Consider the following 23,671-nt stretch of genomic DNA (forward strand, 5'->3'; position numbering starts at 1 on the left):
TCCCACCCATATGGCGGATGGACCCCCCGCAGACGGGGCTCTGGCGCCCAGCAGGCGTCACGGTGAGTTGATAGGCAGGCGGGTGACAACCTCTTGGCTGCAACGCGAACGCGGTTGAATCGCGAACACAGGAACTAAGCATGATCGGCGCGCTCGCCCGCAAGTTTTTCGGCTCCGCCAACGACCGGCGGGTGAAGGGATATCAGTCCCGCGTCAACGCGATCAACGCGCTGGAGCCCGAGGTCTCGAAACTCTCCGACGAGGCCCTCAAGGCCCGCACCGTCGAGTTCAGGAAGCAGCTCGCCGAGGGCAAGACCCTTGACGACCTGCTGGTCCCCGCTTTCGCCACGGTCCGTGAAGCCGCCAAGCGGACGCTCGGCCAGCGCCATTTCGATGTCCAGCTGATCGGCGGCATGGTGCTGCACGAGGGCGACATCGCCGAGATGAAGACCGGCGAAGGCAAGACCCTGGTCGCAACGCTCGCGGTCTACCTCAACGCGCTCGCCGGCAAGGGCGTCCACGTCGTCACGGTCAACGACTACCTCGCCCGCCGCGACTCCGCCTGGATGGGCCAGATCTACGGCTTCCTCGGCCTGACCACCGGCGTGATCGTGCACGGCCTCGACGATTCCGAGCGCAAGACGGCCTATGCCTGCGACATCACCTACGGCACCAACAACGAATACGGCTTCGACTATCTGCGCGACAACATGAAGTACCGGCTCGAGGACATGGTCCAGCGGCCGCACTTCTACGCGATCGTCGACGAAGTCGACTCCATCCTGATCGACGAAGCGCGCACGCCGCTGATCATCTCCGGCCCGCTCGACGACCGCTCCGACTTCTACAACACCATCGACGGCTTCCTGCCCAAGCTCGACAAGTCCGACTACGACGTCGACGAGAAGCAGCGCACGGTGACGCTGACCGAAGCCGGCATGGAGAAGATCGAGACGCTGCTGCGCGATGCCGGCCAGCTCAAGGGTGAATCGCTCTACGACGTCGAGAACGTTTCCGTCGTGCACCACATCAATCAGGCGCTGCGCGCCCACACGCTGTTCACGCGCGACAAGGACTACATCGTCCGCGACGACGAGGTCGTCATCATCGACGAGTTCACCGGTCGCATGATGCAGGGCCGCCGCTATTCGGAAGGCCTGCATCAGGCCCTGGAAGCCAAGGAGCACGTGCAGGTCCAGCCGGAAAACCAGACGCTGGCCTCGATCACCTTCCAGAACTATTTCCGGATGTACGAAAAGCTCGCGGGCATGACCGGCACGGCGCTGACCGAAGCCGACGAATTGTTCGACATCTACAAGCTCGAGGTCGTGGAGATCCCGACCAATTTGCCGGTCGCCCGTCTCGACGAAGACGACGAGGTCTATCGCACCCAGAACGAGAAATACGCCGCGATTCTGGCCGAGATCGAGCGCGCCAATGCGCGGCTGCAGCCGGTGCTGGTCGGCACCGCCTCGATCGAAAAATCGGAAGTGATCGCCGAATATCTCAAGAAGCACGGCTATCGGCAGATCGATTTCGGTAACGAAAATTCGATGCAGAAGCTGTACGCGGCGGCCCGCGCCGGCAAACCGGCAAAGCTGTTCGCGGTGCTCAACGCGCGCTTCCACGAGCAGGAAGCCTACATCGTCGCGGAAGCCGGCGTCCCCGGCGCGATCACGATCGCGACCAACATGGCCGGCCGCGGCACCGACATCAAGCTCGGCGGCTCGCTGGAAATGCGCATCCAGCAGGAGGCCGCTTCGATCGAGGACGAAGCCGAGAAGGCCTTGAAGATCGAGCAGATCAAGGCCGACATCGAGCACTTCCGCGACATCGTGCTGAAGGCCGAGGAAGAGGTCGAGATCGAGCCCGCGAAGGGTTCGAAGCCCGCCAAGACCGTGAAGAAGCCCGGCGGCCTCTACATCATGGGCTCCGAGCGCCACGAATCCCGCCGCATCGACAACCAGCTCCGCGGCCGCTCCGGCCGTCAGGGCGATCCCGGCCGCTCGAAATTCTTCCTGTCGCTGGAAGACGATCTGATGCGCATCTTCGGCTCGGATCGCCTCGACAGCATGTTGCAGCGTCTCGGCCTGCAGGAGGGCGAGGCCATCATCCATCCCTGGATCAACAAGGCGCTCGAAAAGGCGCAGCAGAAGGTCGAGGCGCGCAACTTCGATATCCGCAAGAACTTGCTCAAGTTCGACAACGTCCAGAACGACCAGCGCAAGGTGATCTTCGACCAGCGCGTCGACCTGATGAAGGACGACAGCGTCGCCGAGACCGTCGCCGACATGCGCCACGCCTTCATCGACGACCTCGTCGCCAAGCACGTGCCCGAGCATGCCTATGCCGAGCAGTGGGACGTCGCGGGCCTGAAGGAAGAGCTCAAGCGCGTGCTCGATCTCGACCTGCCGGTCGAGGACTGGGCCAAGGAAGAGGGCATCGCCGACGAGGAGCTGCTCACGCGCATCGAGACCCGCGCCGACGAGCACATGGCCGCAAAGGTCGCGCAATGGGGTCCCGACGTGATGCGTTACGTCGAGAAGACCATCCTGCTGCAGACGCTCGACCATCTCTGGCGCGAGCATCTGATCATGCTCGACCATCTGCGCCAGGTCATCGGCCTGCGCGGCTACGGCCAGCGCGATCCGCTGCAGGAGTACAAGACCGAGGCGTTCAACCTCTTCCAGGAGATGAGCGCGCATCTGCGCGAGGCCGTCACGGCGCAGCTGATGCGGGTCGAGATCGTGCCGCCGGAGCAGGAAGCCCCGGTGCTGCCGCCGATGGAAGCGCACAAGTTCGACCCGAACACCGGCGAGGACGAAATGGCGCTCGCGAGCGTCACGCTCGGAGCGCAGGCCACCGACGCGGCGTTGCGCGATCCCAAGAACCCGGCAAGCTGGGGCAAGATCGGCCGCAACGAGGATTGCCCCTGCGGCTCAGGCAAGAAGTACAAGCACTGCCACGGGCGGTACGCTTAGCGATCAGGTGTGAGGTGCGACGTCGGCGCCTCACATTCCACTGTCGTCGCCCGGTTTAGCCGGGCGACCCAGTACGCCACGGCTTCTCGGTTCAATCACGTCAGTCTCTGGAATACTGGATCGCCCGATTAAATCGGGCGATGACATCGAGTATGGGGCGCGCGGCTCCATCTCCTTCGCCGGGACGACCGTGTGGAGAGAGCTTGCTAAACACGCCAGCTCAATTCGAGCTGTCGATCAAGCTCTCCAGCAGCCGCTTCAATTCGCTCGTCGATTTGTCGCCGTAGCTCTCGAGGATGTGCTCTTCCTGGTCGACCGCGAGCGAGTTGAGCTTCTTGCTCAGCACCTTGCCGCGATCGGAGATGAACATCAGGACCTTGCGGCGGTCGTTCGGGTCCTGCACGCGGTAGACCAGCGTGTCCGAGACCATGCGATCGATCATCTTGGTCAGCGTCGGATGGTTGAGCAGCACGGCATCCGCGAGCTCTCCCATCGAATGGCCGTTGCCATCCGACAGGACTTTCAGAATGCGCCACTGCTCGACGGGCACGCCTTCCTTGCTCAACCGCAGTTCGAGCTGCCGGTTGATCTCCCGGTTGGCTTGCGCGAGCAGGTACGCGAGGTGTTCGGTGATCGGGGTGTTCGGTTTTGCCACGGCTAAGACTTTGTCTTGACCCAAATGAGTGAATGTCTTGCAATCGATGCTGCATCTATATGCACTTCAATTCTTGAATATTCAATATTTTCAAAATAGGATATTGCCCAACAATAGGGCGGGTGCCGCGGCCGCCTGCTGAATGAGCTTTCAAGTCTGGTATCAGACAGGAGTTGGCGTGCGCGCGACGGTAAACTTCCCGGCTCACGGCGGTCCGGCGTTACCGCCGTCCTTGCTGTTCAGGAATCTGTCGCCCGCGGCAGCGGATTTCGACCTGTCGCCGGCTGATGCGCATTTCATGAAGCGCCGCGGCGCACACAACAAGCTCCGCATCGGGGGCTTCATTTGCTGCACCGGCTCGCCCGGTGTCTGGGGCCCGTGCGCGACAAGCAGCGCGCAGCTCGCGGTCGCCGAGATCAACAAGCGCGGCGGCATTCTCGGGCGCGAGATCGAGCTTTCGATCTACGATGCCGGCGGGCCGCTCGACGGGATTCTGAGCCGCGCCGAGCAGGCGATCGCTTCCGATGAGATCGACCTCATCGTGGGACTGCATACCAGCGCGGTGCGTGTGGCGCTGCGCAAGGTCACGACCCGCCACCGTATCCCCTACATCTATACGCCCGTCTACGAGGGCGGCGAGCAGACGCCGGGTGTCATGGCGATCGGCGAGACGCCGCGCTGGCAGAGCCGCCCCTCCATCCACTGGCTTGCCGACGTCAAGAAGGCGGCGCGCTGGTACCTGATCGGCAGCGATTATGTCTGGCCCTGGCAGTCGCACCGCGCGGTGAAGCGCTACATCAAGGAGGCCGGCGGCCATGTCGTCGGCGAAGAGTTCGTTCCCCTCGGCGAAGACAACCACGAGCCGCATCTGGAGCGCATCCGTGCCGCGAGGCCTGACGTCGTCCTGATCTCGTTGATCGGCACCGACAGCATCACGTTCAATCGCGCGTTCGGCGAATGCGGCCTCGGCGCCACGACGCTGCGGCTGGCCGGGGCGATGGACGAGACCGTGCTGCTCGGAATCGGCGCCGACAACAGCGAAAATCTGTTCTGTGCCTCCGGCTATTTCCCGGGCATCGGATCGCGGGCCAACGACGACTTCCAGAGCCGCTATCGCGCGATGTTCGGACCGAACGGCCCCCCGATCGGCTCGCTCGGTCAATCCAGCTATGAGGGACTGCGCTTCCTTGAGGCCGTGGCAAACAAGGCGGGCACGTTGGCGATGGGGCCCATGCTCGCGGCCGGCCGCAACATCGTCTATGGCGGCGCGCGCGGCCCCGTCACCGTCAGGAACGGTCATACCCGGATGCAAATGTATCTCGCCGGCGCGGATGGCCTCGATTTCAAGCTGATCAAACCGATCTGACGCCGGCGCCCCATCTGCAAACGCCCGAATCCAAAATAATACTTGAAAAGGAAAATATTTCCGTCTGTAATATCAAGGTAGAGCCGATGGGCGCGCCCGCACACGCGCGCCAATGAGGCTCCAATGCCAGGGATTCCAATTCCAGGGATCAAGAAGCCTTTGAGGAGAGCGCCGTGACAGTTGTCCTTCCCACGCCAGCCCAATTGCGCAGTGTCGCCGACCAGTGCGGCCTTTCGCTGACCGACGACGATGTCGCCTCGTTCCGCGGTCTGATGCAGGGCTCGATCGAGGCCTACAATCTCGTCGGAGCCATGCCGGACGAGGTGCCGGAGGTCAAATATCCGCGCACGCCGGGCTATCGGCCCTCGCCGGAAGAGAACCCGCGCAACGCCTGGTATCGCAAGTCGACCGTGAAGGGGGCGGCGAGTGGCAAGCTCAAGGGCAAGACGGTCGCCCTGAAAGACAACATCATGCTCGCCGGTGTTCCCATGATGAACGGCTCGGCGACGCTCGAAGGCTACGTGCCCGATTTCGACGCCACCATCGTCACCCGCATGCTCGATGCGGGCGCCGAGATCGCCGGAAAAGTCCATTGCGAATCCTTCTGCATGTCCGGCGGCAGCCACACCAATGCGGTCGGCGCCGTCCACAATCCGCACAAGATGGGCTATTCGGCCGGCGGCTCGTCGTCAGGCAGCGGCGTCGTCGTCGCGCTCGGCGAAGTCGACATGGCGATCGGCGGCGACCAGGGCGGTTCGATCCGCATGCCGTCCTCGTTCTGCGGCACCTATGGCATGAAGCCGACCTGGGGCCTCGTGCCCTACACCGGCATCATGCCGATCGAGGTGTTCGTCGACCACACCGGCCCGATGACGGCGACCGTCGCCGACAACGCGCTGCTGCTGGAGGTGCTGGCCGGCGACGACGGCTACGACCCCCGCATCAAGGCGCCCAAGGTCGAGGAGTACACCAAGGCGCTCGGCCAGGGCGTCAAGGGCATGAGGATCGGCATCCTCAAGGAAGGCTTTGAGCAGGCGACGGCCGAAGCCGCCGTGAACGAGAGCGTGCGCGAGGCCGCAAAGCGATTCAAGGATTTGGGCGCCACGGTCGAGACCGTTTCGATCCCGATGCATCTCATGGGTCCCGCGATCTGGACGCCGATCGGCACCGAGGGCATGACCCAGACCATGATGTATGGCGACGGCTATGGTCTGTCCCGCTCCGATCTCTACTCGACCACGCTGATGGACTTCCATCGCGGCTGGCGGCGGCAGGCGGATTCTCTGTCCGAGACCACAAAGCTGTTCCTGCTGCTCGGCACCTACATCAACAACACCTTCGGTCCGCGCTATTACGGCAAGGCTCTCAACATCTCCCGACGCCTGACCGCGGCTTACGACAAGGCCTTCAAAGACTACGATTTGCTGCTGCTGCCGACGACGCCGATGAAGGCGACGAAGCTGCCGGAGCCCACGGCCAGCCGCGAAGACTATGTCGCGCGTGCGCTGGAGATGATCTCCAACACCGCGCCGTTCGACATCACCCATCATCCGGCGATGTCGCTGCCCTGCGGCATGGTCGACGGCCTGCCCGTCGGCCTGATGCTGGTCGGCCGCATGTTCGAGGAATCCACCATCTACCGCGCCGCCCACGCCTTCGAGCAGATCGGCGACTGGAAGAAGATGTGAGCGAGGGACTCATGCAGACGGACGTAACAGGGAAGCGTTTTCGGACGCGTCAAGACATCAAGCCGGAGCCCCGTTCCGATTCCTTCGGAACGGGAAAGGCTCCGGCGCATGGCTAACGCGTTCGTCGCGGCGTTCGAGATCCTGAGCTTTGGTGCGATCATCGTCCTGATCGTGCTGGGGCTCGGGATCATCGCCAGCATGATGGGCATCTTCAACTTCGCGCAGGGCGAGTTCGTCCTGCTCGGGGCCTACATCACCTATCTTGCCTACGCCAATGGCCTGCCGATCTGGGCCGGCATGGTCGCCGCACCATTCATTGTCGGCGCGCTCGGCTTCGTGCTGGAGGCGCTGATCATCCGACGCTTCTACGCAGCCCCCATCGTCGCCATGCTCGGCACCTATGCGCTCGGCCTGATCATCCGCGAATCCGTGCGCGGCTTGATCGGCGGCTTCTATCTCACCGTGCCGGAGCCGATCGGCGGCTCGATCGATATCGGTGCCATGCACATCTCGGCCTGGCGCTTCACCATCATCATCATCACGGCGCTGGTGATGGGCGGCTGCTATCTGCTGCTGGCGCGCACCAGCTTCGGCCTGCGCGTGCGCGCTACCCTGGAAAATCCTTCGCTGGCCCGCGCCTCCGGAATCTCCACGCCGCTGATCTACGGCGCCACCTTTGCGTTCGGCGCGGCGCTTGCTGGCCTTGCCGGCGCACTGATCGTGCCGGTGTTCAGCCTGTTCGCCGATCTCGGCCTGCGCTTCCTGATCCAGGGCTTTGTCGCGGTCATGGTCGGCGGCGTCGGCTCCTTCATCGGGCCGGTCGCGGGCGCCGGCGTCATCGGCACGCTCAGCGCCGCGCTGCCCTGGGTGATGGCGCCCGTCGTGGCCGATGTCCTCGTCTTCGTTCTCGCCATCGTCTTCATCAAATTCCGGCCGCAGGGCCTCATTGCTGGAAAAGGGGTTTAGTCACATGTCCGATCGTTCTCAGCTCTCCCGTCGCCGGTTCCTTTCGAATCTCGCCTTTGCCTCCGGTGCAGTCGCAACCGGCGTCGGCAGTTGGGTGATCCCGGCGCCCTGGGCCAATGCGGCCGAAGCCCCGATCAAGGTCGGCATCGCCACCGACCTCACCGGGCCGATTGCCTACGCCGGCAATGCCGACGCCAACGTCGCCAAGATGGTGATCAAGGAGATCAACGCCGGCGGCGGTCTGCTCGGCCGCCCGCTCGAGCTCTTTGTCGAGGACACCGCCTCGAACGAATCCGTCGCGGTCGGCAACGTCCGCAAGCTGATCCAGCGCGACAAGGTCGACATGGTATTGGGCGGCATCACCTCGTCGATGCGCAACGCCATCAAGGACCCGATCGTCGCGCGCGGCAAGACGCTCTACATCTATCCGCAGCTCTACGAAGGCAAGGAGTGCACGCCTTATCTGTTCTGTACCGGGCCGACGCCGGCGCAGCAGTGTGACGAGTTCATTCCCTGGCTGATCAAGAACGGCGGCAAGAAGTTCGCGCTGCCGAGCGCCAACTATGTCTGGCCGCACACACTCAACGTCTACGCCCGCAAGGTGATCGAGGCCAACGGCGGCGAGGTCGTGTTCGAGGAATACTATCCGCTTGACCAGGTCGACTTCTCCTCGACCGTCAACCGCATCATCTCCAACAAAGTCGACGTCGTCTTCAACACCGTCATCCCGCCCGGCGTCGGTCCGTTCTTCAAGCAGCTCTACGAGGCCGGCTTTCTCAAGAATGGCGGACGGCTGGCCTGCGTCTACTATGACGAGAACACGCTCAACATCAATCAGGCGGCCGAGATCGAGGGTCTCGCCAGCTGTCTCGATTATTTCAAGGTGCTCACCAAGGAGAACCCGTTCGACGCAAAAATCCAGGCGGCCTACGAGAAGGATTTCCCGGGCAACTTCCTGTTCGCTGCCGGCAGCGCCGCCACCGGCACCTATCGCGGCCTGAAACTGTGGGAAGCCGCCGTCAAGGAAGCCGGCAAGGTCGATCGCGACTCGGTCGCCGCTGCGCTCGATCATGCCAAGATCGCCGAAGGTCCCGGCGGACCTGCCGAGATGGTGCCGGGCAAGCGCCACTGCAAGATGAAGATGTACACCGCTGTCGCCAAAGGCGGGAACTACGAGATCGTCGGACGCAGCGACGGACTCGTCGATCCCAAGGAATGCTAGAGTCGAATGCCGAAAGCGATGGGCGCAGCGAAGCAGGCAGTCCCCGCCGAGATCGGCGGGGAGCAGAACGTTGCCATGGTTGAACACGGATCAGCAGGGCAAGCCGGTTCGGTGCGGAAAATCCTGCCGATCGTGGAGGGCGTCGTGCTCGTCGTGGCGCTGCTCGCCCCGCTGGTGCTGCAGGACTACCTCACGGTGTTCGCGACGCGCGTGATCATCCTCGCGCTGTTCGCACTGTCATTCGACCTGGTGTGGGGCTATGCCGGCATCATGAGCTTCGGCCAGGCGCTGTTTTTCGGCTCGGCCGGCTATGGCGTGGCGCTGCTCGCGCGCGATCTCAACATTACCAACATCTTCCTGGTGCTGCCCGCGGGCACCATGATCGGGCTCACCTTTGCGCTACTGCTGGGCGGCTTCCTGCTGCTTGGACGGCATCCCTCCAGCGTGATCTTCGTCTCGCTGGGCACGCTGACCGGATCCTACGCCGCCGATCGGCTTGCGCGCGGCTGGTACTATCTCGGTGGCCAGAACGGCATCCCCTCGATCTCCTCGATGACGCTCGGCAGTTACGAGTTCTCGGAAGGGCCGCCGTTCTATTATCTCGTGCTTGGCCTGCTCGTCGTGGTCTATCTCCTCTGCCGCTTTCTGGTGCGCTCGCAGTTCGGGTTGGCGCTCGCGGGATTGCGCGAGAACGAGCAGCGCATCGCCTTTTTCGGCTACAAGGCGCAGCATCTGAAGGCGATCATTTTTGCGATCGGAGGCGCAGTGGCCGGCCTCGCCGGCAGCCTCTATGCCTTCCACGAAGGTTTCGTCTGGCCCAACATGGTCGGCGTCGTGGTCTCGACGCAAGTGGTGCTCTATGTGCTGTTCGGCGGCTCCGGCACGCTGATCGGCGCCGTCATCGGTGCCGTCATCGTTGAGGGCGTCAGCTTCTGGCTCTCGGACAATTACCGCGAGGTCTGGCCGATCATCCTTGGCGTGCTGCTCCTGCTGGTGATTCTGTTCCGGCCGCTCGGCCTGATCAGCTTCGTGCTCGGCGAGCGCGAGCGGGTCGGCAGCTTTGGTGGCAAATCCAGGAAGACCGGGAAGGAGAAGCGCGATGCCGCTCCTTGAAGCCAGCGGCGTCAAGAAGATCTTCGGGAAGCTCACCGCGCTCGACGGCGCCGCGCTGACCGTCGGCGAGAACGAGTTTCACGGCCTGATCGGCCCGAACGGCTCCGGCAAGAGCACGCTGATGAAGTGCATCGCCGGCGCCGAGGTGCCGACACAGGGCAAGGTCTCCTTCGTCAACGCCGATATCACCGCGTTCACGCCGACCGAGCGTGCCCGCGCCGGTATGAGCTTGAAATTTCAGATCACATCCGTGCTGCCGACGCTGACGCTCTACGACAACATTCTGCTCGCGCTGCAGGCGCAATCCTCGCTGTTCGATCTCGTGTTCTCGCGCACGCGCGGGCTCTTGCACGATCAGGTCATGACCATGCTGACGCAATTTCGCCTCGCCAACCGCGCTTTCGACGCGGCGGCGGCGCTGTCGCACGGCCAGCAGCAATGGCTGGAGATCGCGATGGCGCTGGCCTGCAAGCCGAAGCTTCTGCTGCTGGACGAGCCGACCGGCGGCATGAGCCTGGAGGAGCGCCGCGTCACCGGTGAATTGCTGCAGCCGATCAAAAAGCATTGCTCGCTGGTCATCGTCGAGCACGATCTCGATTTCATCCGCGACATCTGCGATCGTCTCACCGTGCTCGACCAGGGCAAGGTGCTGGCGTCCGGCACGGTGTCGGAGATCCAGGCCAACAAGGCCGTCCAGGAGATTTATTTGCGCCGTGCCTGAATTTTTGGACATCAAGCATCTCGACGCCGGCTATGGTCGCAGCCAGGTCCTGTTCGACGTCAACCTCGGCATTCCCTGGCGCGGCGGTGTCGCCGTGCTGGGCCGCAACGGCGCCGGCAAGACCACGCTGATGAAGACCATCGTCGGCGAACTGCCGGCGTGGAAGGGCGAGGTCGCCTTCGATGGCCGCGACATCAGCCGCCGCGCGACCCAGGAGCGGGTGCGCGCCGGCATCGGCTACGTGCCGCAGGAGCATTCGGTGTTCGCGCGCCTGTCGGTGCGCGACAATCTCGCGGTCGGGTCGCTCGCGAGCAGGAAAGCCGACGCGGTCGAGCACGTGCTGACCATCTTCCCAAAGCTCGGCCAGCGCCTCGACCAGCCCGCCGGCACGCTTTCCGGCGGCGAGCGCAAGATGCTCGCCATCGGCCGCGCCATGCTGGGCGATCCAAAACTTCTTCTGCTCGACGAGCCGACCGAAGGCGTCTGGATCGGCGTAATCGAGGAGATCACCGAGCGCCTGATCGAGCTTGCGAAAACCATCGCCGTCATCATCGTCGAGCAGCACCTCGACCTCGCGCTCCGCGTCGCCGATTACGCCTACGTGCTGGACCGCGGCCGCGTCGCGCTGCAAGGCGAAGCGGGCGAGGTGAGGGGCAATCCGGAGCTGCTGCGGTATCTGGCGCCGTAGGGCGCGCGTGAAGCGCGTCGCTCTCACACCGAACTCGGCTGTCATGCCCCGCGAAGGCGGGGCATCCAGTACGCCGCAGCTTCTCGATCGATAAGGGGTGCCTCTGGAATACTGGATTCCCCGCCTTCGCGGGGAATGACGGCGTCAGGCTGGGATGGATCGAAGAGATTAAGCGGAGCGCCCGCTTTACTTCACCGCCCCAAACCGGCTGTCGAACGAGTTCGATTGCACCACCGGCGCGGCGCCCATGATCTGGGTCGCTTCACCCGCGCCATCCGACACCGACGGCTTCAGCGTCGGGCGGGTTGCGGCGAGGCGGGTGTCGGGCTTCGCAGCTTCGGCGGGTTTGGCAGCGGCAACAGCCGGCTTCGGTGCATCCTTCGCTGCGTCCTTGGACGTGTCGCGGCCCGGTACGAACCGGGTCACCGCGGCCTTCAGCCGGGACGCTGCGGTGGGCGGCGTCGTGGTCGTCGTTGCAGCCGGAGCGACGGATGCCGTGGCCTGCGGCGGCGGCGTGGTCGCCGTGGCGTCGGCATTGCCCACACCCATCTTGCGGCCGAGATTGGAGAAGAAGCCGGATTTCTCGGGCGGAGCTGCGGTGGCGACGCGGGCGCTGGCGGCGGGCGCGCTGACGGCGACGACCGGCTCTTCCTGCGGCGAGGGCGCGGCTGCATCGAGATTCGGCTTCGGCGGATTGACGTGTCCAGGGATGGTGCCCGGCGCCTTCGCCATCGCCAACATCTGGAGCGTGGTGCCTTCGGCGCCCTCCGACAGGCCGGTCGAGCCTTCCGGAATCTTCGCGGCAAAGATCTTGTTCATGCCGCCGTCGATGCCGGTGTTCATGCGCGCAACGGGCGTGCCGCGCGAAACCAGCTTGTTGTACTCCGCCTGGTCGCGCGCATCCTTCTCGCGCACGGCGCTGGCGATCTCCTCGGGGATCACATAGGCCGGGCACTTAGCGGACGCGTCGAACACCGGATCGCGCTTGGCGTCGGGCGGCTTCGCCGCGTCGAACACGTACTTCTTCTCGCAGAAATCGACCTTCGGCTCCTGCCGCGTCACCTCGAAATGATCATAGCCTTCCTTGATCATCTTCCAGAACGGCATGTTCGGATTGTTCCGGTGCTTGGCCATGTTCACCGGCGTCATCTTGAACGGATAGGCCTGCAACTGGAACGCCTTCTGGCCGCCGAAGAAGGACTCGCGCCCGAGCGAATAGATCTCGGCGATCTGCTCGTCCGTCATCGCGTAGCAGCCGCGCGACGAACAATCGCCATGCACCATCAGCTGCGACCCGCTGCGGCCCAAAGCCTTGTCGAACGCGTTCGGATAGCCCGTGTTGAACGACAAATAGTACGCCGATTGCGGATTCATCTGGCCCGGATTGATCGAGTAGAATCCTTCCGGCGCCTGACGATCGCCTTCGCGCACCTTCGGGCCGAGATCGCCCGACCAGCGACAGATCGGATAGGTCTTGAGCAGCGCGAACTGGCCGTTGCGGGTCTGCTTCCAGACCTCGAGCTCGGCCTCCTGCTTGAACAGGCGCACCAGGATCGGTGATTGCAGATCCATGTTCTTCTCGACCATCGCGGCGAGAAGCTTTGGCGGCACCGGCTGGTTGGCCTTGGCATTGGTCGCAAGCGAAACCTGGTCGGTGTCGCAGCCGGCCAGCACGAAGCTGGCGGCAAGCGCCACCGAAACCAGAAACGCGCGAGCAAGCGAACGAGAAATCAAGATGGACCCCACACCGTCCAAGGCATCGCGCGCAAACCCCAATCTTGAAGCATGATCCGACCGGAGACCGGGACCCGTCGCGACGGGCTTTTTCGCAATCACGCTCCAGCGCTTATGCCCTGAAGCCATTGATTAAAATTCTAACCTCTGGGTCATGTGGTCGCAACCCGCACGGGGATCACGAGCCCGTTGGCCCAAAGGCGTGGTCAACGAAGACTTAAACTGGGCTGAAACTTGGGCCTTTCGGCCAAACCAGCACTGAGATCGCTGATTTGGGCAAAAAAAGGGTTAACGCGGGGTTACCGGGGGCCTCCGGGACGGTTTGGCCGGCCTCAAATTCAGCGTCGTCTCGGCGAAAGCCAGGACGACGGCGGAGGGGGACGCGTCCAACGGGCCCCAAAGCCCGCCCGAATCAGCCCAGTTTCCGGCCAATATCGAGGAATTTCTGCCGCCGATGCTTGCGGATGGCGTCCCCGTCCAGACCCCGGAGTTCGTCAAAGGCCTTGGCAATGGCGTCGCCCGTGGTGGCGATCATGGCGGCGGGGTCGCGATGGGCGCCGCCGACCGGCTCCTTCAGGATGCTGTCGATCACGCCGAAGCGGAGCATGTCCTGGGCCGTGATCTTCATGTTGTTGGCGGCTTCCTGCGCCTTGGAGCCGTCGCGCCAGAGGATCGAGGACGCCGCCTCGGGCGAGATCACGCTGTAGATCGCGTGCTCCAGCATCAGGACCTTGTTGGCGGTGGTGATGGCGATGGCGCCGCCCGACATGCCCTCGCCGGTGATGATGGCGACGTTCGGCACGGTCAGCGCCATGCAGGCATCAGTCGAACGCGCGATCGCCTCGGCCTGGCCGCGCTCTTCCGCGCCGATGCCGGGATAGGCGCCGGCGGAATCGGCGAGCGACAGCACCGGCAGGCCGAACCGCTCCGCCATCTCCATCAGCCGCACGCATTTGCGATAGCCCTCGGGCCGCGCCATGCCGAAATTATGCTTGATGCGGCTCTCGGTGGAATCGCCCTTTTCCTGGCCCATCACGCAGATGGCCTCGCCGCGGAAGCGGCCGAAGCCGGCCACCAGCGCCTCGTCCTCGCCGAACTTGCGATCGCCGGCGAGCGGGGTGAACTCGGTGATCAGGCCCTTGATGAAGTCGTTGAAATGCGGCCGCTGCGGATGCCGCGCGACCAGCGTTTTCTGCCACGGCGTCAGGTTCAGATAGAGGTCGGCCATCGCCTGCGCCGCCTTGTCCTCGATCCGCCCGATCTCCTCGGCGATGTCGCTGCCGGAGGCCGCAAGCGTCCGCAATTCATCGAGCTTGGAATCGAGCTCGGCGACGGGCTTTTCGAAATCGAGATAGCTGCGCATCTGGTCTGGCATCAACTCAATATAGGGAGGACGGGGCGAGGCGGCGAAGCGGATTCGATGTCGCGGAAAGAAGTGTAGGTTCGTCAATGAGTTGGCTTGTGTGCTCGCAACGAGCGCAGGCCAAATCATCGTGAGGCCCCGGCTCTTTCTGCGGAGATGTGGCCGAAGTCAAGGCGGTTTCATCGTTCCAGTACCGTAGCCCGGATGAGCGAAGCGATATCCGGGGCAGGTCGCCCGATCGTCAATCCCGGATGTCGCTTCGCTCATCCGGGCTACTGCAGCTACGGCAGCAACTATTTCTCCGCCAGCGGGTGCAGGTCGCGGACCAGGCTCTTCAGCCGCTCCTCGACCACGTGGGTGTAGATCTGGGTCGTCGAGATGTCGGTGTGGCCGAGCAGCGTCTGCACGATGCGCAAATCGGCCCCGTTGTGCAGCAGGTGGCTGGCGAAGGCGTGGCGCAGCACGTGGGGGGAGACCAGCCGGGCCTGGAGGCCCGAAGTGACCGCGAGCTCCTTCAAATCGCGGGCAAAATGCTGCCGCGTCAGATGTCCGCTCTCGCCGAACGAGGGGAACAACCATTTCGAGGCCGCCACGCTGTTCTTCTTGTCGGTCTTGTTGTTGTCCTTGGCCGCCTCGGTCGCCGCGAGATAATCGGCCATCGCCTGGCGCGAGGCGTCGTTGAGCGGCACCAGCCGTTCCTTGTTGCCCTTGCCGCGCACCACGATCATGCGGGCGTCGCGCTTCGCGGCCGTACGTGGCAGCGCCACCAGTTCGGAGACGCGCAGGCCGGTGGCGTAGAGCACCTCGAGCAGGCAATAGAGTCTCAGGGCGCGCAGCCGTTTCGAGAGCGAAGCATCCTCCGCCTCGCTCAATTCCTTGGCGCGGCGGAGCATGCGGTCGACATCCGCAATCGACAGCACCTTCGGCAGGCCGCGGCCGCGCTTGGGGCCGGACAGGATCGCCGCGGGATCGTCGGTTCTGATGCGTTCGTTCAGGAGGAAGCGATAGAGATGCCGCATCGCCGACAGCCGTCGCGCGACGCTGGTGGACTTGAAGCCCCGCGTATCGAGATCGGCGAGATAGTCGCGCAGCGTCTGTGTTTCCGCGTCCGCGAATGCATGGCCGGCGCGACCAAGAAACTCGGAGAAGTCGGTGAGGTCGCGGCGATAGGCGTCGAGCGTATTGGGGCCGGCGCCCTGTTCCGCCGCGAGCATGTCGAGGAACAGGCCGGTGAGCTTGGCGTCTGAGGACTTGTTATCGGAAGATCTGGCACGCATGCCGGCAGCCTAGCTGCTATTTCTTGAGAAACTTATCCGGCGGGATCGTCACCGTCATTTCCCGCGGCTTGGGATTGACGAAGTTCGCCAGCGCGAAGACCACGCCATAGACGATGCCGGCGATCACGGCGACGACCGTCAGGAAGCGGAACAGGCTGGGCATCGGCAGGATCTCGGAGAGGGTCTCGGTCAGGGGCTTGGCGGGCAAATTAACCAATGAAATCATCCAACACGTTCGCCGTTTCGTGGCAAGAGTCCTCTGGCGAGGGCCCCTGCGGGGTCGTATAGGTGGCCAAAGGATGCCGCCTTTGGCGGCAGATCGAGCGAGACCCATTCGAGCGAGACAAATGCCCGACGCCGCGTTGCCGATCCAAGCCTCGCCCGAGGCCGACATCCTGTCGGCGCTGGGGACGCGCTCGATCGTGCTCGTCGGCATGATGGGGGTGGGCAAATCCACCATCGGCCGCCGCATGGCTCTCCGGCTCAAGCTGCCCTTCGTCGATGCCGACACCGAGATCGAGGCGGCGGCCGGCATGACCATACCGGAAATCTTCGAGCGTCATGGCGAGCCGCATTTCCGCGACGGCGAGGCCCGCGTGATCGCGCGTCTGCTTGACGGCGGTCCCATCGTGCTGGCGACCGGCGGCGGCGCCTTCATGCGCGAGGAGACGCGGACCCGGATCGCGGCGAAGGCGATATCGATCTGGCTCAAGGCCGATCATGATGTCATCATGCGCCGCGTGCGCCGGCGCGCCGACCGTCCGCTGCTCCAGACCGCCGATCCCGAAGGAACCGTGACGCGCCTGCTCACCGAGCGCGAGCCGGTCTACGGCCATGCCGACCTCACCATCGCCTCGCGCGACGTGCCGCACGACAAGATCGTCGATGAGACGATAGAGACGCTGCGCGCGCATCTTTGCGGCGAACGGGCGTCCCCGCCACCAGCCGACGTCGCGAGTGCCGCACGATGACCGCGCCTTTGAAACATTCAGATCCTGTCAATGTCGAAGTCGCGCTGGGGAATCGCGCCTATGACATCGTCATCGGCCGCGGCGTGCTGGCCTCGCTCGGCGAACGCGTCGCGCGCCTGCGCCCCGGCGTGCGCACCGCGATCGTGACGGATCGCACCGTCGCGAAATACTGGTTCGAACCCGCCGAGGCCTCGCTCGCAGCCGCGGGCATTCCGACATCGCGCATCGTCGTCGAGGAAGGCGAGATCTCCAAGACCTATGCCGGTCTCGAAAAGGTCAGCGAAGCCCTGATCGCCGCGAAAATCGAACGCAACGATCTCGTCATCGCGCTTGGCGGCGGCGTGGTCGGCGATCTCGCCGGCTTTGCGGCGGCGATCCTGCGCCGCGGCGTCGATTTCGTGCAGGTGCCAACCTCGCTGCTGGCGCAGGTCGATTCCTCCGTCGGCGGCAAGACCGGCATCAACTCGCCGCAGGGCAAGAATCTGCTCGGCGCCTTCCACCAGCCGGTGCTGGTGATCGCCGACACCGCCGTGCTTGACACGTTGTCCGCTCGGCAATTCCGCGCCGGCTACGCCGAGGTCGCCAAATACGGCGTGCTCGGCGACGAGGCCTTCTTCGCCTGGCTCGAGAACAACCATTCCGACATCTCCAAAGGCGGTTCGGCGCGCGAGCATGCGATCGCGACCTCCTGCCGCGCCAAGGCCGGCGTGGTCTCGCGCGACGAGCGCGAGACCGGCGAGCGTGCGCTGCTCAATCTCGGCCATACGTTCGGCCATGCGTTGGAAGCCGCGACCGGCTTCTCCGACCGCCTGTTTCACGGCGAGGGCGTTTCGATCGGCATGACGCTGGCGGCGCAGTTTTCCGCGAAGCTCGGCATGATCGGCGAAGCCGATGCGATGCGAGTCGAGCGTCACCTCATTGACGCCGGCTTGCCGACGCGCTTGCAGGACATCGCGGGCTTCGCGCAGGAGGGGCTTGCCGATGCCGACGCGCTGATGACGCTGATGGCGCAGGACAAGAAGGTCGAGCGCGGCAGGCTCACCTTCATCCTGCTGGAGGCCGTGGGGCGGGCCGTCGCCGTGAAGAACGTCGAGCCGGCTCCGGTGCGCGACTTCCTGAAGGACAAGCTCGCGCAAAAGGCATGACGCGAGGCTGAACGGCGCTACAGCGTTTTCGCGCGAAGTGGGTACCGGTTCGCGTAAGAAACGCGTCAAAACAAGAAACCAGAGTGGTTCATGGATTGGCTCGGATTCACCATCGTCATTCTCTGCCTGCTGGTCTCCGGCTTCTTCGCCGCGAGCGAGACCGCACTGACGGGCGCCTCGCGCGCCAGCATGCTGCGGCTCTCCAAGCAGGGTAATCGCGACGCCGACGTGGTTTCGCAGCTGCTCGACATGCGCGAGCGCCTGATCGGCGCCCTGCTGCTCGGCAACAACATCGCCAATATCAGTGCATCCGCCCTGGCCACCAGCATTTTCACGGCCTGGTTCGGCGACGTCGGCGTGCTCTATGCCACCGGCTTGATGACCGCACTGGTCGTGATCTTCGCCGAGGTGCTGCCCAAGACCATCGCGATCAACGCGCCCGACCGTATGGCGCTCGCGGTCGCGCGCCCGATGCGGCTGACGATGTACGTGCTGGGGCCGCTGCTGCGGATCGTGGAAGTCATCGTGCGGCTGTTGATGCGCCTGTTTGGCCTTGCCGGCGAGCACCAGGCGATCCTGTCGCCGACCGAGCGCCTCCGCGGCGCGGTCGACCTGCTGCATCATGAAGGCAAGTTTGAGAAGCACGACCGCGACATGCTCGGCGGGCTGCTCGATCTGCGCGAGCTCCAGGTCTCCGACGTCATGATCCATCGCACCGAGATGACGATGATCAACGCCGACCTGCCGCCGGAGGATCTGGTGCGCGAGGTGCTGGCGGCCGAATACACCCGCATCCCGCTGTGGCGGGAGAAACCGGAAAACATCATCGGCGTGCTCCACGCCAAGGATCTGCTGCGCGCGATCCGCGCGTCCGACGGCGATACCTCGCGCATCGACGTCTCGACCATCGCGCTGCCGCCCTGGTTCGTGCCGGAAATGCGGCCCGTCTCCGAGCAGCTCAAGGCGTTCCGCCGCCGCAAGACTCATTTCGCCCTGGTCGTCGACGAGTACGGCGAAGTTGAAGGTCTCGTGACGCTGGAAGACATTCTGGAAGAGATCGTCGGCGACATCTCCGACGAGCATGACGTCGTGGTCGCGGGCGTGCGCGCCCAGCCGGACGGCTCGGTCGTCGTCGACGGCTCGGTCCCGATCCGCGATCTCAACCGCGCCATGGACTGGCACCTGCCCGACGAAGAGGCAACGACGGTCGCCGGCCTCGTCATTCACGAGGCGCGCTCGATCCCCGACCGCGGCCAGAGTTTCACCTTTCACGGCTTCCGCTTCCGCGTCCTCCGCCGCGAACGCAACCGCATCACCGCGCTCCGTATTTCACCGGTGCCGCGCGAGACGGAAATGGAGGAAGCCAAGCGGCGGCGGGCGGGGACGTCGTTTTGAAGCGGTAGCTGTCATCGTCCGCCTTGTGCGCGCTTGCGCACTGGGGCGGACGACCCAGTAAGCCGCAGCGGCTCGATTCTAGCCGCGCCGCCTCGGAGTACTGGATGCCCGCCTTCGCGGGCATGACAGCCGCATCGGCGAGCTAGCTGCCGCCTTCTCCCGGCGCTTGCGCGTGGATCGCCAGCGCGTGCACGCTGCCGGAGAGTTCCGCGGCCAGCGCCGAATTTATCATGCGGTGGCGATCGACCCGGCTCTTCCCTTTGAAGGCGGAAGACACAATATAAACCCGAAAGTGCGTCTCGCCGCTCGGCCGATGGCCGGCGTGGCCCTCATGTAAATGTGACTCGTCGACGACTTGCAGGCTTTCCGGCGTGAAAGCTTCCTGCAACTTGTTGCTGATAGTGTCTCTGATGGCCATCTGGGTCATTACGGTGCGAGATCGCTCTCCGTATTGCATAGGCCGCCTCTAGCGGCCGTTCAAGGACGCCTCAGCATAGTTTCGGCTATGCTTTCCAGCTAATTGCAATGTCAAGACTTGAAGGTTTTTGCATTGCGTAGTCAAAGTCAGCCATGCCGATCGATTCATCAAAGTTCTTCGACTCCATCCGGATCAAGCCGAAAGGCAAGCAGCCGGAGGTGAAGCCGCGCGACGCCGTGGTCAATTGCGAATGGACCGGGTGTCAGAACAAGGGCGCGCATCGTGCGCCCAAGGGTCGCGACAATCAGCGTGAGTACTGGCACTTCTGCCTGAACCACGTGCGCGAGTACAACCAGAACTACAATTTTTTCTCCGGCATGAATGCCGACGCTGTCGCGCGCTATCAGAAAGATGCGCTGACCGGTCATCGTCCGACCTGGAAGATGGGCGCCAATGGCGGCGTCAAGAAGGGCGCCGAGGCCGAGATCGACGGCGCCTTCGATCCGTTCAGCATGTTCCAGGAGCTGAACGGCCGTACCGGCTGGCGCGCCGGGCCGCAGGCCGCGCCCAAGGCCGAGACGCGCAAGATCATGAACGCCGAGCGCAAGGCGCTCCAGGTGATGGGCCTCGGCCCCGAGTCCACGCTCGCCGACGTCAAGTCCAAGTACAAGGCGCTGGTGAAGCAGCACCACCCCGATGCCAACGGTGGCGACCGCTCCACCGAGGATCGCCTGATCGAAATCATCAAGGCGTATAATTATCTGAAGACCGTGGTGCGCGAGGCCTGAGGCCGCGCCACTGTCTTCCCTTCTCCCCTTGTGGGAGAAGGTGGCGCGAAGCGCCGGATGAGGGGTTTCTCTCGGCGAATTCAACTGCAAGATATGAGGGTGTCGAGACAACCCCTCACCCGTCTCGCCGCTTTGCGGCGAGCCACCCTCTCCCGCAAGGGGAGAGGGGAAGCACGCGCTCCGGGCTACGCATTCCCTACGCCTTCGGCATCGCGCCCACATATGATGAGCTCGGCCGGATCAGCCGCCCGGTCCGCTGCTGCTCGCGCGCATGCGCCGTCCAGCCGGCTGCGCGCGCCACCGCGAAGATCGGCGTGAAGGCCTGCCTCGGAATCGCCAGCGCATCGAGCAGGATCGCGGTGAAGAACTCCACATTGGTCTCCAGCGGCCGGTCCGGATTCTTCTTGCGCAGCGCGCTGCGGATGTAGGCCTCGACCTCGCCGGCAAAGGGCAGGGCGGCGCCGTCCGAAGCCAGCGCCTCGATCGCGGTCTTGAGCACGTCGGCGCGCGGATCGCGCACGCGATAGACGCGGTGACCAAAACCCATCATCCGCTCGCCGCGCGCGAGTGCCGCGTCCACCCAGGGCTGGATGCGCTCGCGCGAGCCGATCGCGTCGAGCATTTCCAGCACCGGTTCCGGCGCGCCGCCATGCAGCGGACCCGTCAGCGCGCAATAGCCGGCGGTGACGGCGGCAAACAGATCTGCGTGCGTTGAGGCCACCACGCGCGCGGTGAAGGTCGAGGCGTTCATGCCGTGGTCGCTGGCGGTGACGAGATAGGCGTCCAGCGCCCTGACCTCGCGTGGTTCGGGCGCGCGCCCGTGCAGCATGCGAAGCGTATCGGCAGCCTGGCTCACGTTCGGATCGGGCGCCACGGGATCGAGACCCCTAGCCCGGCGGACGAGCGCGCCCGCAATCACCGGGAATGCGCCGACGATCGTCGCCTCATGGGCGAGCCCGTGCTCGGCGCGAACTCCCGCGACCGCCGCGCGAAATCCGTCGATGATGCCCATGCCGCGCGTTGCCGGCAGCAGCTCATCCAGCCGCGCGAAGGCGCGCTCGCGTGCGGCGCCCAGGCTCGCGCGCACATCGGCTTCGCTCAGCGTGGTCGTGCTGGCGCCGTTCCAGAGCCGGGCGGTGACGCCCTCAAAGCTCGACTGGCTCGCCAGTCGGCCAACATGCTCGCCGGCGATGATCAACTCGCCGCGCTCGCCGTCGACATGGCTCAGCACGGTTTCGGCCGCGGGAACGCCGTCCAGCCCGATCTGGCTCTTGGTGAGGTGGATGTTCATGGCCCAAATCTCCTTTGCACCAGCCAAAGATCAGGCCTCTCGACAGATTGATCAATCTTGATTACATCAATCAATATGAAAAATTCGGAAGGTCTCTACCTCTCCGCCCGGGAAGCCGCCGCCGAGCTCGCGATCTCGCCGGCCACGCTCTACGCCTATGTCAGCCGCGGCCTGGTCCGCTCCGAGCCGACGCCCGACTCGCGCAAGAACCGCTATCGCGCCGAGGACGTCCGGGCGCTGAAGGAGCGTCGGGTGCCGTCGCCGGAGCCGCGCGGCCTGCGCAGCTTCGATGCCGATCTGCCGGTCATGGACACGGAGATCTCCACCATCACCGAGGAGGGCGCGATCTATCGCGGCGTCAATTGCGTCGATCTCGCGGAGAACGACACGCTGGAGCACACGGCGACGCTTCTGTGGGACGTCTCCGGCGTCGATCCCTTTGCGCCGGACAATTTTCCCGCGGTGTCCGATGAGATGCGCCTGATCGCGCAGGCCGCGCGGCGCGCCGCGCCGATCGATCGCGCCATTGCCGTGCTGGCGCTCGCATCGAGCGCCGATCCCCGCGCCTTCACCCGCGCGCATGATGGACGTGCGATGGTCGGTGCGCGCATCGTCCGGCTCCTGGTCGCGACCATGCTCAATACGGAGCCGTCCGCCGAGCCGCTGCACCAGCAGATCGCCAGTGCCTGGGCTCCCGACAACAAGCACGCGGCCGATCTCATACGCCGCGCGCTGGTTCTGCTCGCCGAGCATGAGTTGAACGCGTCCACCTTCACCGCGCGTTGCGCAGCCTCGACCGGTCTTAATCTTTATGATTCCGTCATCGCCGGCCTCGCCGCGCTGAAGGGACCGAAGCACGGCGGTGCCGGCGTGCTCGCCTCGCAGCTCGTCAAGGCGCTGGTCGATCGTGACGTCGAGCCAATGGTCCGCGAGCGTGTCGCGCTCGGCGAACGCTTTGCCGGCTTCGGTCACGGCGTCTACAAGCGGGGCGATCGGCGCGCGCAATCGCTGCTCAACGCGCTCTCTCGCGCAGGCGCACCGCGTAAATTCACCAAGGAGGTGCCCGAGCGGATCGCGGAGGCGACCGGCGAACTCGTCAATATCGACTACGCGCTTGCGGTGCTCGTGCACGCGCTGCGCCTGCCTGGCGGCAGCGAGCTCGCCCTGTTCGCGATGGCCCGCAGCGTCGGCTGGATCGCGCATGCGAGCGAGCAGTTGCAGTTCGGCAAGCTGATCAGGCCACGGGCGAGGTATGTGGGACCGGCGCCGGGGCGGAGGGGAGGCGCTGCTAGCTAGGATCGCTGCTGCGGTCGTCTTGGCGGAAGCCCGTGCTCGGGTACCTGATCAATCCGCAAGCCCTAACACGAACGCCAAAGCAATCCCGATCCGCGCAATATCCTGGCTGCCGAGGCGCCCGATCTTCTGTCCGATCCGTTCGCGTCTCACGGTGATCGGCTTGTCGGCCATCGCCTGCGATCTCAGTCGTAATCCATTTTCGCGGGTTGGCTCGATAGTCACCCGAAAATCCGGGGCGTGCGCCAGTTCGGAAGTCAACTGGCAGATCACGACGGAGGCATGAGTTTCAGGGAAAGCGTCGCTCTGCACGATGACCGCCGGGCGGGGTTTGCCATAGTCGCCCGTTGCAGCGACGGTCACGACGTCACCGCGTTGCATCTGCATCAAACTCGGAGACCGACTCGATCCACTGCAGCGCGTTGCGCTCGCGATCGGGGTCGAGGCTGGCAACTTGCTTCGCCACCCGTCGTCGAACTGACCGCGAGCGAGCATCAGCTACGACCAGGCGCAGTTCGCGCAAGCCCCGCAGCCGCCTCCGCTGGCGCATCATTTTCATTCTTTCAGCGGGTGCAGTCATTGGAAACGATCCCACG

Annotated in this window: 22 protein-coding genes; 13 read left to right on the forward strand and 9 right to left on the reverse strand. The window is 64.5% G+C overall.

All coding sequences use genetic code 11. The features are described 5' to 3' along the window. Positions 1 to 140 precede the first annotated feature (140 nt). Entirely contained in the window at positions 141 to 2,981 is a 2,841-nt protein-coding gene (secA, locus tag BcanWU425_RS02900) for a preprotein translocase subunit SecA (protein ID WP_204512793.1), read from the forward strand. A gap of 220 nt (positions 2,982 to 3,201) precedes the next feature. Here the strand turns inward: secA and BcanWU425_RS02905 are convergent, their stop codons facing one another. Next, a complete protein-coding gene (locus BcanWU425_RS02905) occupies positions 3,202 to 3,636 on the reverse strand; it encodes a MarR family winged helix-turn-helix transcriptional regulator (protein WP_007599198.1) in 435 nt (144 codons plus the stop codon). A gap of 178 nt (positions 3,637 to 3,814) precedes the next feature. On the opposite strand from BcanWU425_RS02905, the gene BcanWU425_RS02910 reads away from it, so the two are divergent. The 7 genes from BcanWU425_RS02910 (at position 3,815) to BcanWU425_RS02940 (ending at position 11,400) form a co-directional block, all read left to right on the forward strand. Continuing rightward, entirely contained in the window at positions 3,815 to 5,002 is a 1,188-nt protein-coding gene (locus BcanWU425_RS02910; RefSeq protein WP_085384113.1) for a substrate-binding domain-containing protein, read from the forward strand. Between the two features lie 173 nt (positions 5,003 to 5,175). After that, on the forward strand, positions 5,176 to 6,690 hold the full coding sequence (locus BcanWU425_RS02915) for an amidase (RefSeq protein WP_026232420.1): 1,515 nt from the start codon (positions 5,176 to 5,178) through the stop codon (positions 6,688 to 6,690). Positions 6,691 to 6,798: 108 nt separating this feature from the next. Continuing rightward, positions 6,799 to 7,656 (forward strand): branched-chain amino acid ABC transporter permease, encoded by an 858-nt coding sequence (locus BcanWU425_RS02920; protein WP_018452915.1) that lies wholly within the window; start codon positions 6,799 to 6,801, stop codon positions 7,654 to 7,656. Between the two features lie 4 nt (positions 7,657 to 7,660). Next, positions 7,661 to 8,878, forward strand: a complete 1,218-nt coding sequence (locus BcanWU425_RS02925) for a substrate-binding protein (RefSeq protein ID WP_018452916.1) — start codon at positions 7,661 to 7,663, stop codon at positions 8,876 to 8,878. Between the two features lie 6 nt (positions 8,879 to 8,884). Next, positions 8,885 to 9,991 carry a branched-chain amino acid ABC transporter permease gene (locus BcanWU425_RS02930; RefSeq protein WP_018452917.1) on the forward strand — a complete coding sequence of 369 codons (1,107 nt, stop codon included), beginning with the start codon at positions 8,885 to 8,887 and terminating at the stop codon, positions 9,989 to 9,991. Then, positions 9,978 to 10,712 (forward strand): ABC transporter ATP-binding protein, encoded by a 735-nt coding sequence (locus BcanWU425_RS02935; protein WP_018452918.1) that lies wholly within the window; start codon positions 9,978 to 9,980, stop codon positions 10,710 to 10,712. The genes BcanWU425_RS02930 and BcanWU425_RS02935 overlap by 14 nt, the downstream gene beginning before the upstream one ends. Further along, positions 10,705 to 11,400 carry a branched-chain amino acid ABC transporter ATP-binding protein gene (locus BcanWU425_RS02940; protein WP_026232421.1) on the forward strand — a complete coding sequence of 232 codons (696 nt, stop codon included), beginning with the start codon at positions 10,705 to 10,707 and terminating at the stop codon, positions 11,398 to 11,400. Before BcanWU425_RS02935 ends, BcanWU425_RS02940 begins: the two co-directional genes overlap by 8 nt. 186 nt (positions 11,401 to 11,586) lie before the next feature. On the opposite strand, the gene BcanWU425_RS02945 is transcribed toward BcanWU425_RS02940, so the two are convergent. The 4 genes from BcanWU425_RS02945 to BcanWU425_RS02960 form a co-directional block, all read right to left on the reverse strand. Beyond that, the gene (locus BcanWU425_RS02945) at positions 11,587 to 13,134 is read right to left on the reverse strand and encodes a L,D-transpeptidase family protein (protein ID WP_231189755.1); all 1,548 of its coding nucleotides are present in this window, start codon (positions 13,132 to 13,134) and stop codon (positions 11,587 to 11,589) included. 412 nt (positions 13,135 to 13,546) lie between these two features. Beyond that, positions 13,547 to 14,509 carry an acetyl-CoA carboxylase carboxyltransferase subunit alpha gene (locus BcanWU425_RS02950; RefSeq protein ID WP_007599220.1) on the reverse strand — a complete coding sequence of 321 codons (963 nt, stop codon included), beginning with the start codon at positions 14,507 to 14,509 and terminating at the stop codon, positions 13,547 to 13,549. A 281-nt stretch (positions 14,510 to 14,790) separates the two neighbouring features. Next, on the reverse strand, positions 14,791 to 15,774 hold the full coding sequence (gene xerD, locus BcanWU425_RS02955) for a site-specific tyrosine recombinase XerD (RefSeq protein WP_204512792.1): 984 nt from the start codon (positions 15,772 to 15,774) through the stop codon (positions 14,791 to 14,793). 16 nt (positions 15,775 to 15,790) lie between these two features. Further along, entirely contained in the window at positions 15,791 to 15,937 is a 147-nt protein-coding gene (locus tag BcanWU425_RS02960; RefSeq protein ID WP_035669499.1) for a hypothetical protein, read from the reverse strand. A 184-nt stretch (positions 15,938 to 16,121) separates the two neighbouring features. On the opposite strand from BcanWU425_RS02960, the gene BcanWU425_RS02965 reads away from it, so the two are divergent. The 3 genes from BcanWU425_RS02965 (at position 16,122) to BcanWU425_RS02975 (ending at position 19,285) form a co-directional block, all read left to right on the forward strand. Continuing rightward, positions 16,122 to 16,745: a shikimate kinase gene (locus BcanWU425_RS02965; RefSeq protein WP_085384097.1), complete on the forward strand. Its 624-nt coding sequence runs from the start codon at positions 16,122 to 16,124 to the stop codon at positions 16,743 to 16,745. Further along, positions 16,742 to 17,890 carry a 3-dehydroquinate synthase gene (gene aroB, locus BcanWU425_RS02970; protein ID WP_204512791.1) on the forward strand — a complete coding sequence of 383 codons (1,149 nt, stop codon included), beginning with the start codon at positions 16,742 to 16,744 and terminating at the stop codon, positions 17,888 to 17,890. The genes BcanWU425_RS02965 and aroB overlap by 4 nt, the downstream gene beginning before the upstream one ends. A 90-nt stretch (positions 17,891 to 17,980) precedes the next feature. Continuing rightward, complete coding sequence (locus BcanWU425_RS02975) at positions 17,981 to 19,285, forward strand: HlyC/CorC family transporter (RefSeq protein ID WP_018452925.1); 1,305 nt, start codon at positions 17,981 to 17,983, stop codon at positions 19,283 to 19,285. 142 nt (positions 19,286 to 19,427) lie between these two features. Here the strand turns inward: BcanWU425_RS02975 and BcanWU425_RS02980 are convergent, their stop codons facing one another. After that, positions 19,428 to 19,703 carry a BolA family protein gene (locus BcanWU425_RS02980; RefSeq protein WP_026232423.1) on the reverse strand — a complete coding sequence of 92 codons (276 nt, stop codon included), beginning with the start codon at positions 19,701 to 19,703 and terminating at the stop codon, positions 19,428 to 19,430. A 152-nt stretch (positions 19,704 to 19,855) separates the two neighbouring features. Between BcanWU425_RS02980 and BcanWU425_RS02985 the strand changes: the two genes are divergently transcribed. Next, positions 19,856 to 20,491 (forward strand): J domain-containing protein, encoded by a 636-nt coding sequence (locus tag BcanWU425_RS02985; protein ID WP_027515160.1) that lies wholly within the window; start codon positions 19,856 to 19,858, stop codon positions 20,489 to 20,491. A 196-nt stretch (positions 20,492 to 20,687) separates the two neighbouring features. Here the strand turns inward: BcanWU425_RS02985 and BcanWU425_RS02990 are convergent, their stop codons facing one another. Next, the gene (locus BcanWU425_RS02990) at positions 20,688 to 21,782 is read right to left on the reverse strand and encodes a citrate synthase/methylcitrate synthase (protein ID WP_085358853.1); all 1,095 of its coding nucleotides are present in this window, start codon (positions 21,780 to 21,782) and stop codon (positions 20,688 to 20,690) included. 75 nt (positions 21,783 to 21,857) lie between these two features. Here BcanWU425_RS02990 and BcanWU425_RS02995 point away from each other — a divergent pair, with 75 nt between their 5' ends. Next, positions 21,858 to 23,078, forward strand: coding sequence for a citrate/2-methylcitrate synthase (locus tag BcanWU425_RS02995; RefSeq protein ID WP_085358851.1), 1,221 nt, complete (start codon positions 21,858 to 21,860; stop codon positions 23,076 to 23,078). 48 nt (positions 23,079 to 23,126) lie between these two features. Here BcanWU425_RS02995 and BcanWU425_RS03000 read toward each other — a convergent pair whose 3' ends face one another. Then, positions 23,127 to 23,462, reverse strand: a complete 336-nt coding sequence (locus tag BcanWU425_RS03000; RefSeq protein ID WP_445818647.1) for a type II toxin-antitoxin system PemK/MazF family toxin — start codon at positions 23,460 to 23,462, stop codon at positions 23,127 to 23,129. Beyond that, positions 23,443 to 23,655, reverse strand: a complete 213-nt coding sequence (locus BcanWU425_RS03005; protein WP_143273843.1) for an antitoxin MazE-like protein — start codon at positions 23,653 to 23,655, stop codon at positions 23,443 to 23,445. Before BcanWU425_RS03005 ends, BcanWU425_RS03000 begins: the two co-directional genes overlap by 20 nt. Between the last annotated feature and the right edge of the window lie 16 nt (positions 23,656 to 23,671).

This window comes from Bradyrhizobium sp. WU425 (assembly GCF_021052305.1).
GTDB classification, from domain to species: domain Bacteria; phylum Pseudomonadota; class Alphaproteobacteria; order Rhizobiales; family Xanthobacteraceae; genus Bradyrhizobium; species Bradyrhizobium canariense_D.

Excerpts from the sequence above, each read along its gene's own strand:
- BcanWU425_RS02950 (WP_007599220.1), bottom strand. The coding sequence starts at position 14,509 with ATGCCAGACCAGATGCGCAGCTATCTCGATTTCGAAAAGCCCGTCGCC.
- secA (WP_204512793.1), top strand. The coding sequence starts at position 141 with ATGATCGGCGCGCTCGCCCGCAAGTTTTTCGGCTCCGCCAACGACCGG.
- BcanWU425_RS02980 (WP_026232423.1), bottom strand. The coding sequence starts at position 19,703 with ATGGCCATCAGAGACACTATCAGCAACAAGTTGCAGGAAGCTTTCACG.
- BcanWU425_RS03005 (WP_143273843.1), bottom strand. The coding sequence starts at position 23,655 with ATGACTGCACCCGCTGAAAGAATGAAAATGATGCGCCAGCGGAGGCGG.
- BcanWU425_RS02930 (WP_018452917.1), top strand. The coding sequence starts at position 8,885 with ATGCCGAAAGCGATGGGCGCAGCGAAGCAGGCAGTCCCCGCCGAGATC.
- aroB (WP_204512791.1), top strand. The coding sequence starts at position 16,742 with ATGACCGCGCCTTTGAAACATTCAGATCCTGTCAATGTCGAAGTCGCG.
- BcanWU425_RS02975 (WP_018452925.1), top strand. The coding sequence starts at position 17,981 with ATGGATTGGCTCGGATTCACCATCGTCATTCTCTGCCTGCTGGTCTCC.
- BcanWU425_RS02995 (WP_085358851.1), top strand. The coding sequence starts at position 21,858 with ATGAAAAATTCGGAAGGTCTCTACCTCTCCGCCCGGGAAGCCGCCGCC.
- BcanWU425_RS02985 (WP_027515160.1), top strand. The coding sequence starts at position 19,856 with ATGCCGATCGATTCATCAAAGTTCTTCGACTCCATCCGGATCAAGCCG.
- BcanWU425_RS02960 (WP_035669499.1), bottom strand. The coding sequence starts at position 15,937 with ATGCCCAGCCTGTTCCGCTTCCTGACGGTCGTCGCCGTGATCGCCGGC.
- BcanWU425_RS02935 (WP_018452918.1), top strand. The coding sequence starts at position 9,978 with ATGCCGCTCCTTGAAGCCAGCGGCGTCAAGAAGATCTTCGGGAAGCTC.
- BcanWU425_RS02920 (WP_018452915.1), top strand. The coding sequence starts at position 6,799 with ATGGCTAACGCGTTCGTCGCGGCGTTCGAGATCCTGAGCTTTGGTGCG.
- xerD (WP_204512792.1), bottom strand. The coding sequence starts at position 15,774 with ATGCGTGCCAGATCTTCCGATAACAAGTCCTCAGACGCCAAGCTCACC.
- BcanWU425_RS03000 (WP_445818647.1), bottom strand. The coding sequence starts at position 23,462 with ATGCAGATGCAACGCGGTGACGTCGTGACCGTCGCTGCAACGGGCGAC.
- BcanWU425_RS02990 (WP_085358853.1), bottom strand. The coding sequence starts at position 21,782 with ATGAACATCCACCTCACCAAGAGCCAGATCGGGCTGGACGGCGTTCCC.
- BcanWU425_RS02925 (WP_018452916.1), top strand. The coding sequence starts at position 7,661 with ATGTCCGATCGTTCTCAGCTCTCCCGTCGCCGGTTCCTTTCGAATCTC.
- BcanWU425_RS02965 (WP_085384097.1), top strand. The coding sequence starts at position 16,122 with ATGCCCGACGCCGCGTTGCCGATCCAAGCCTCGCCCGAGGCCGACATC.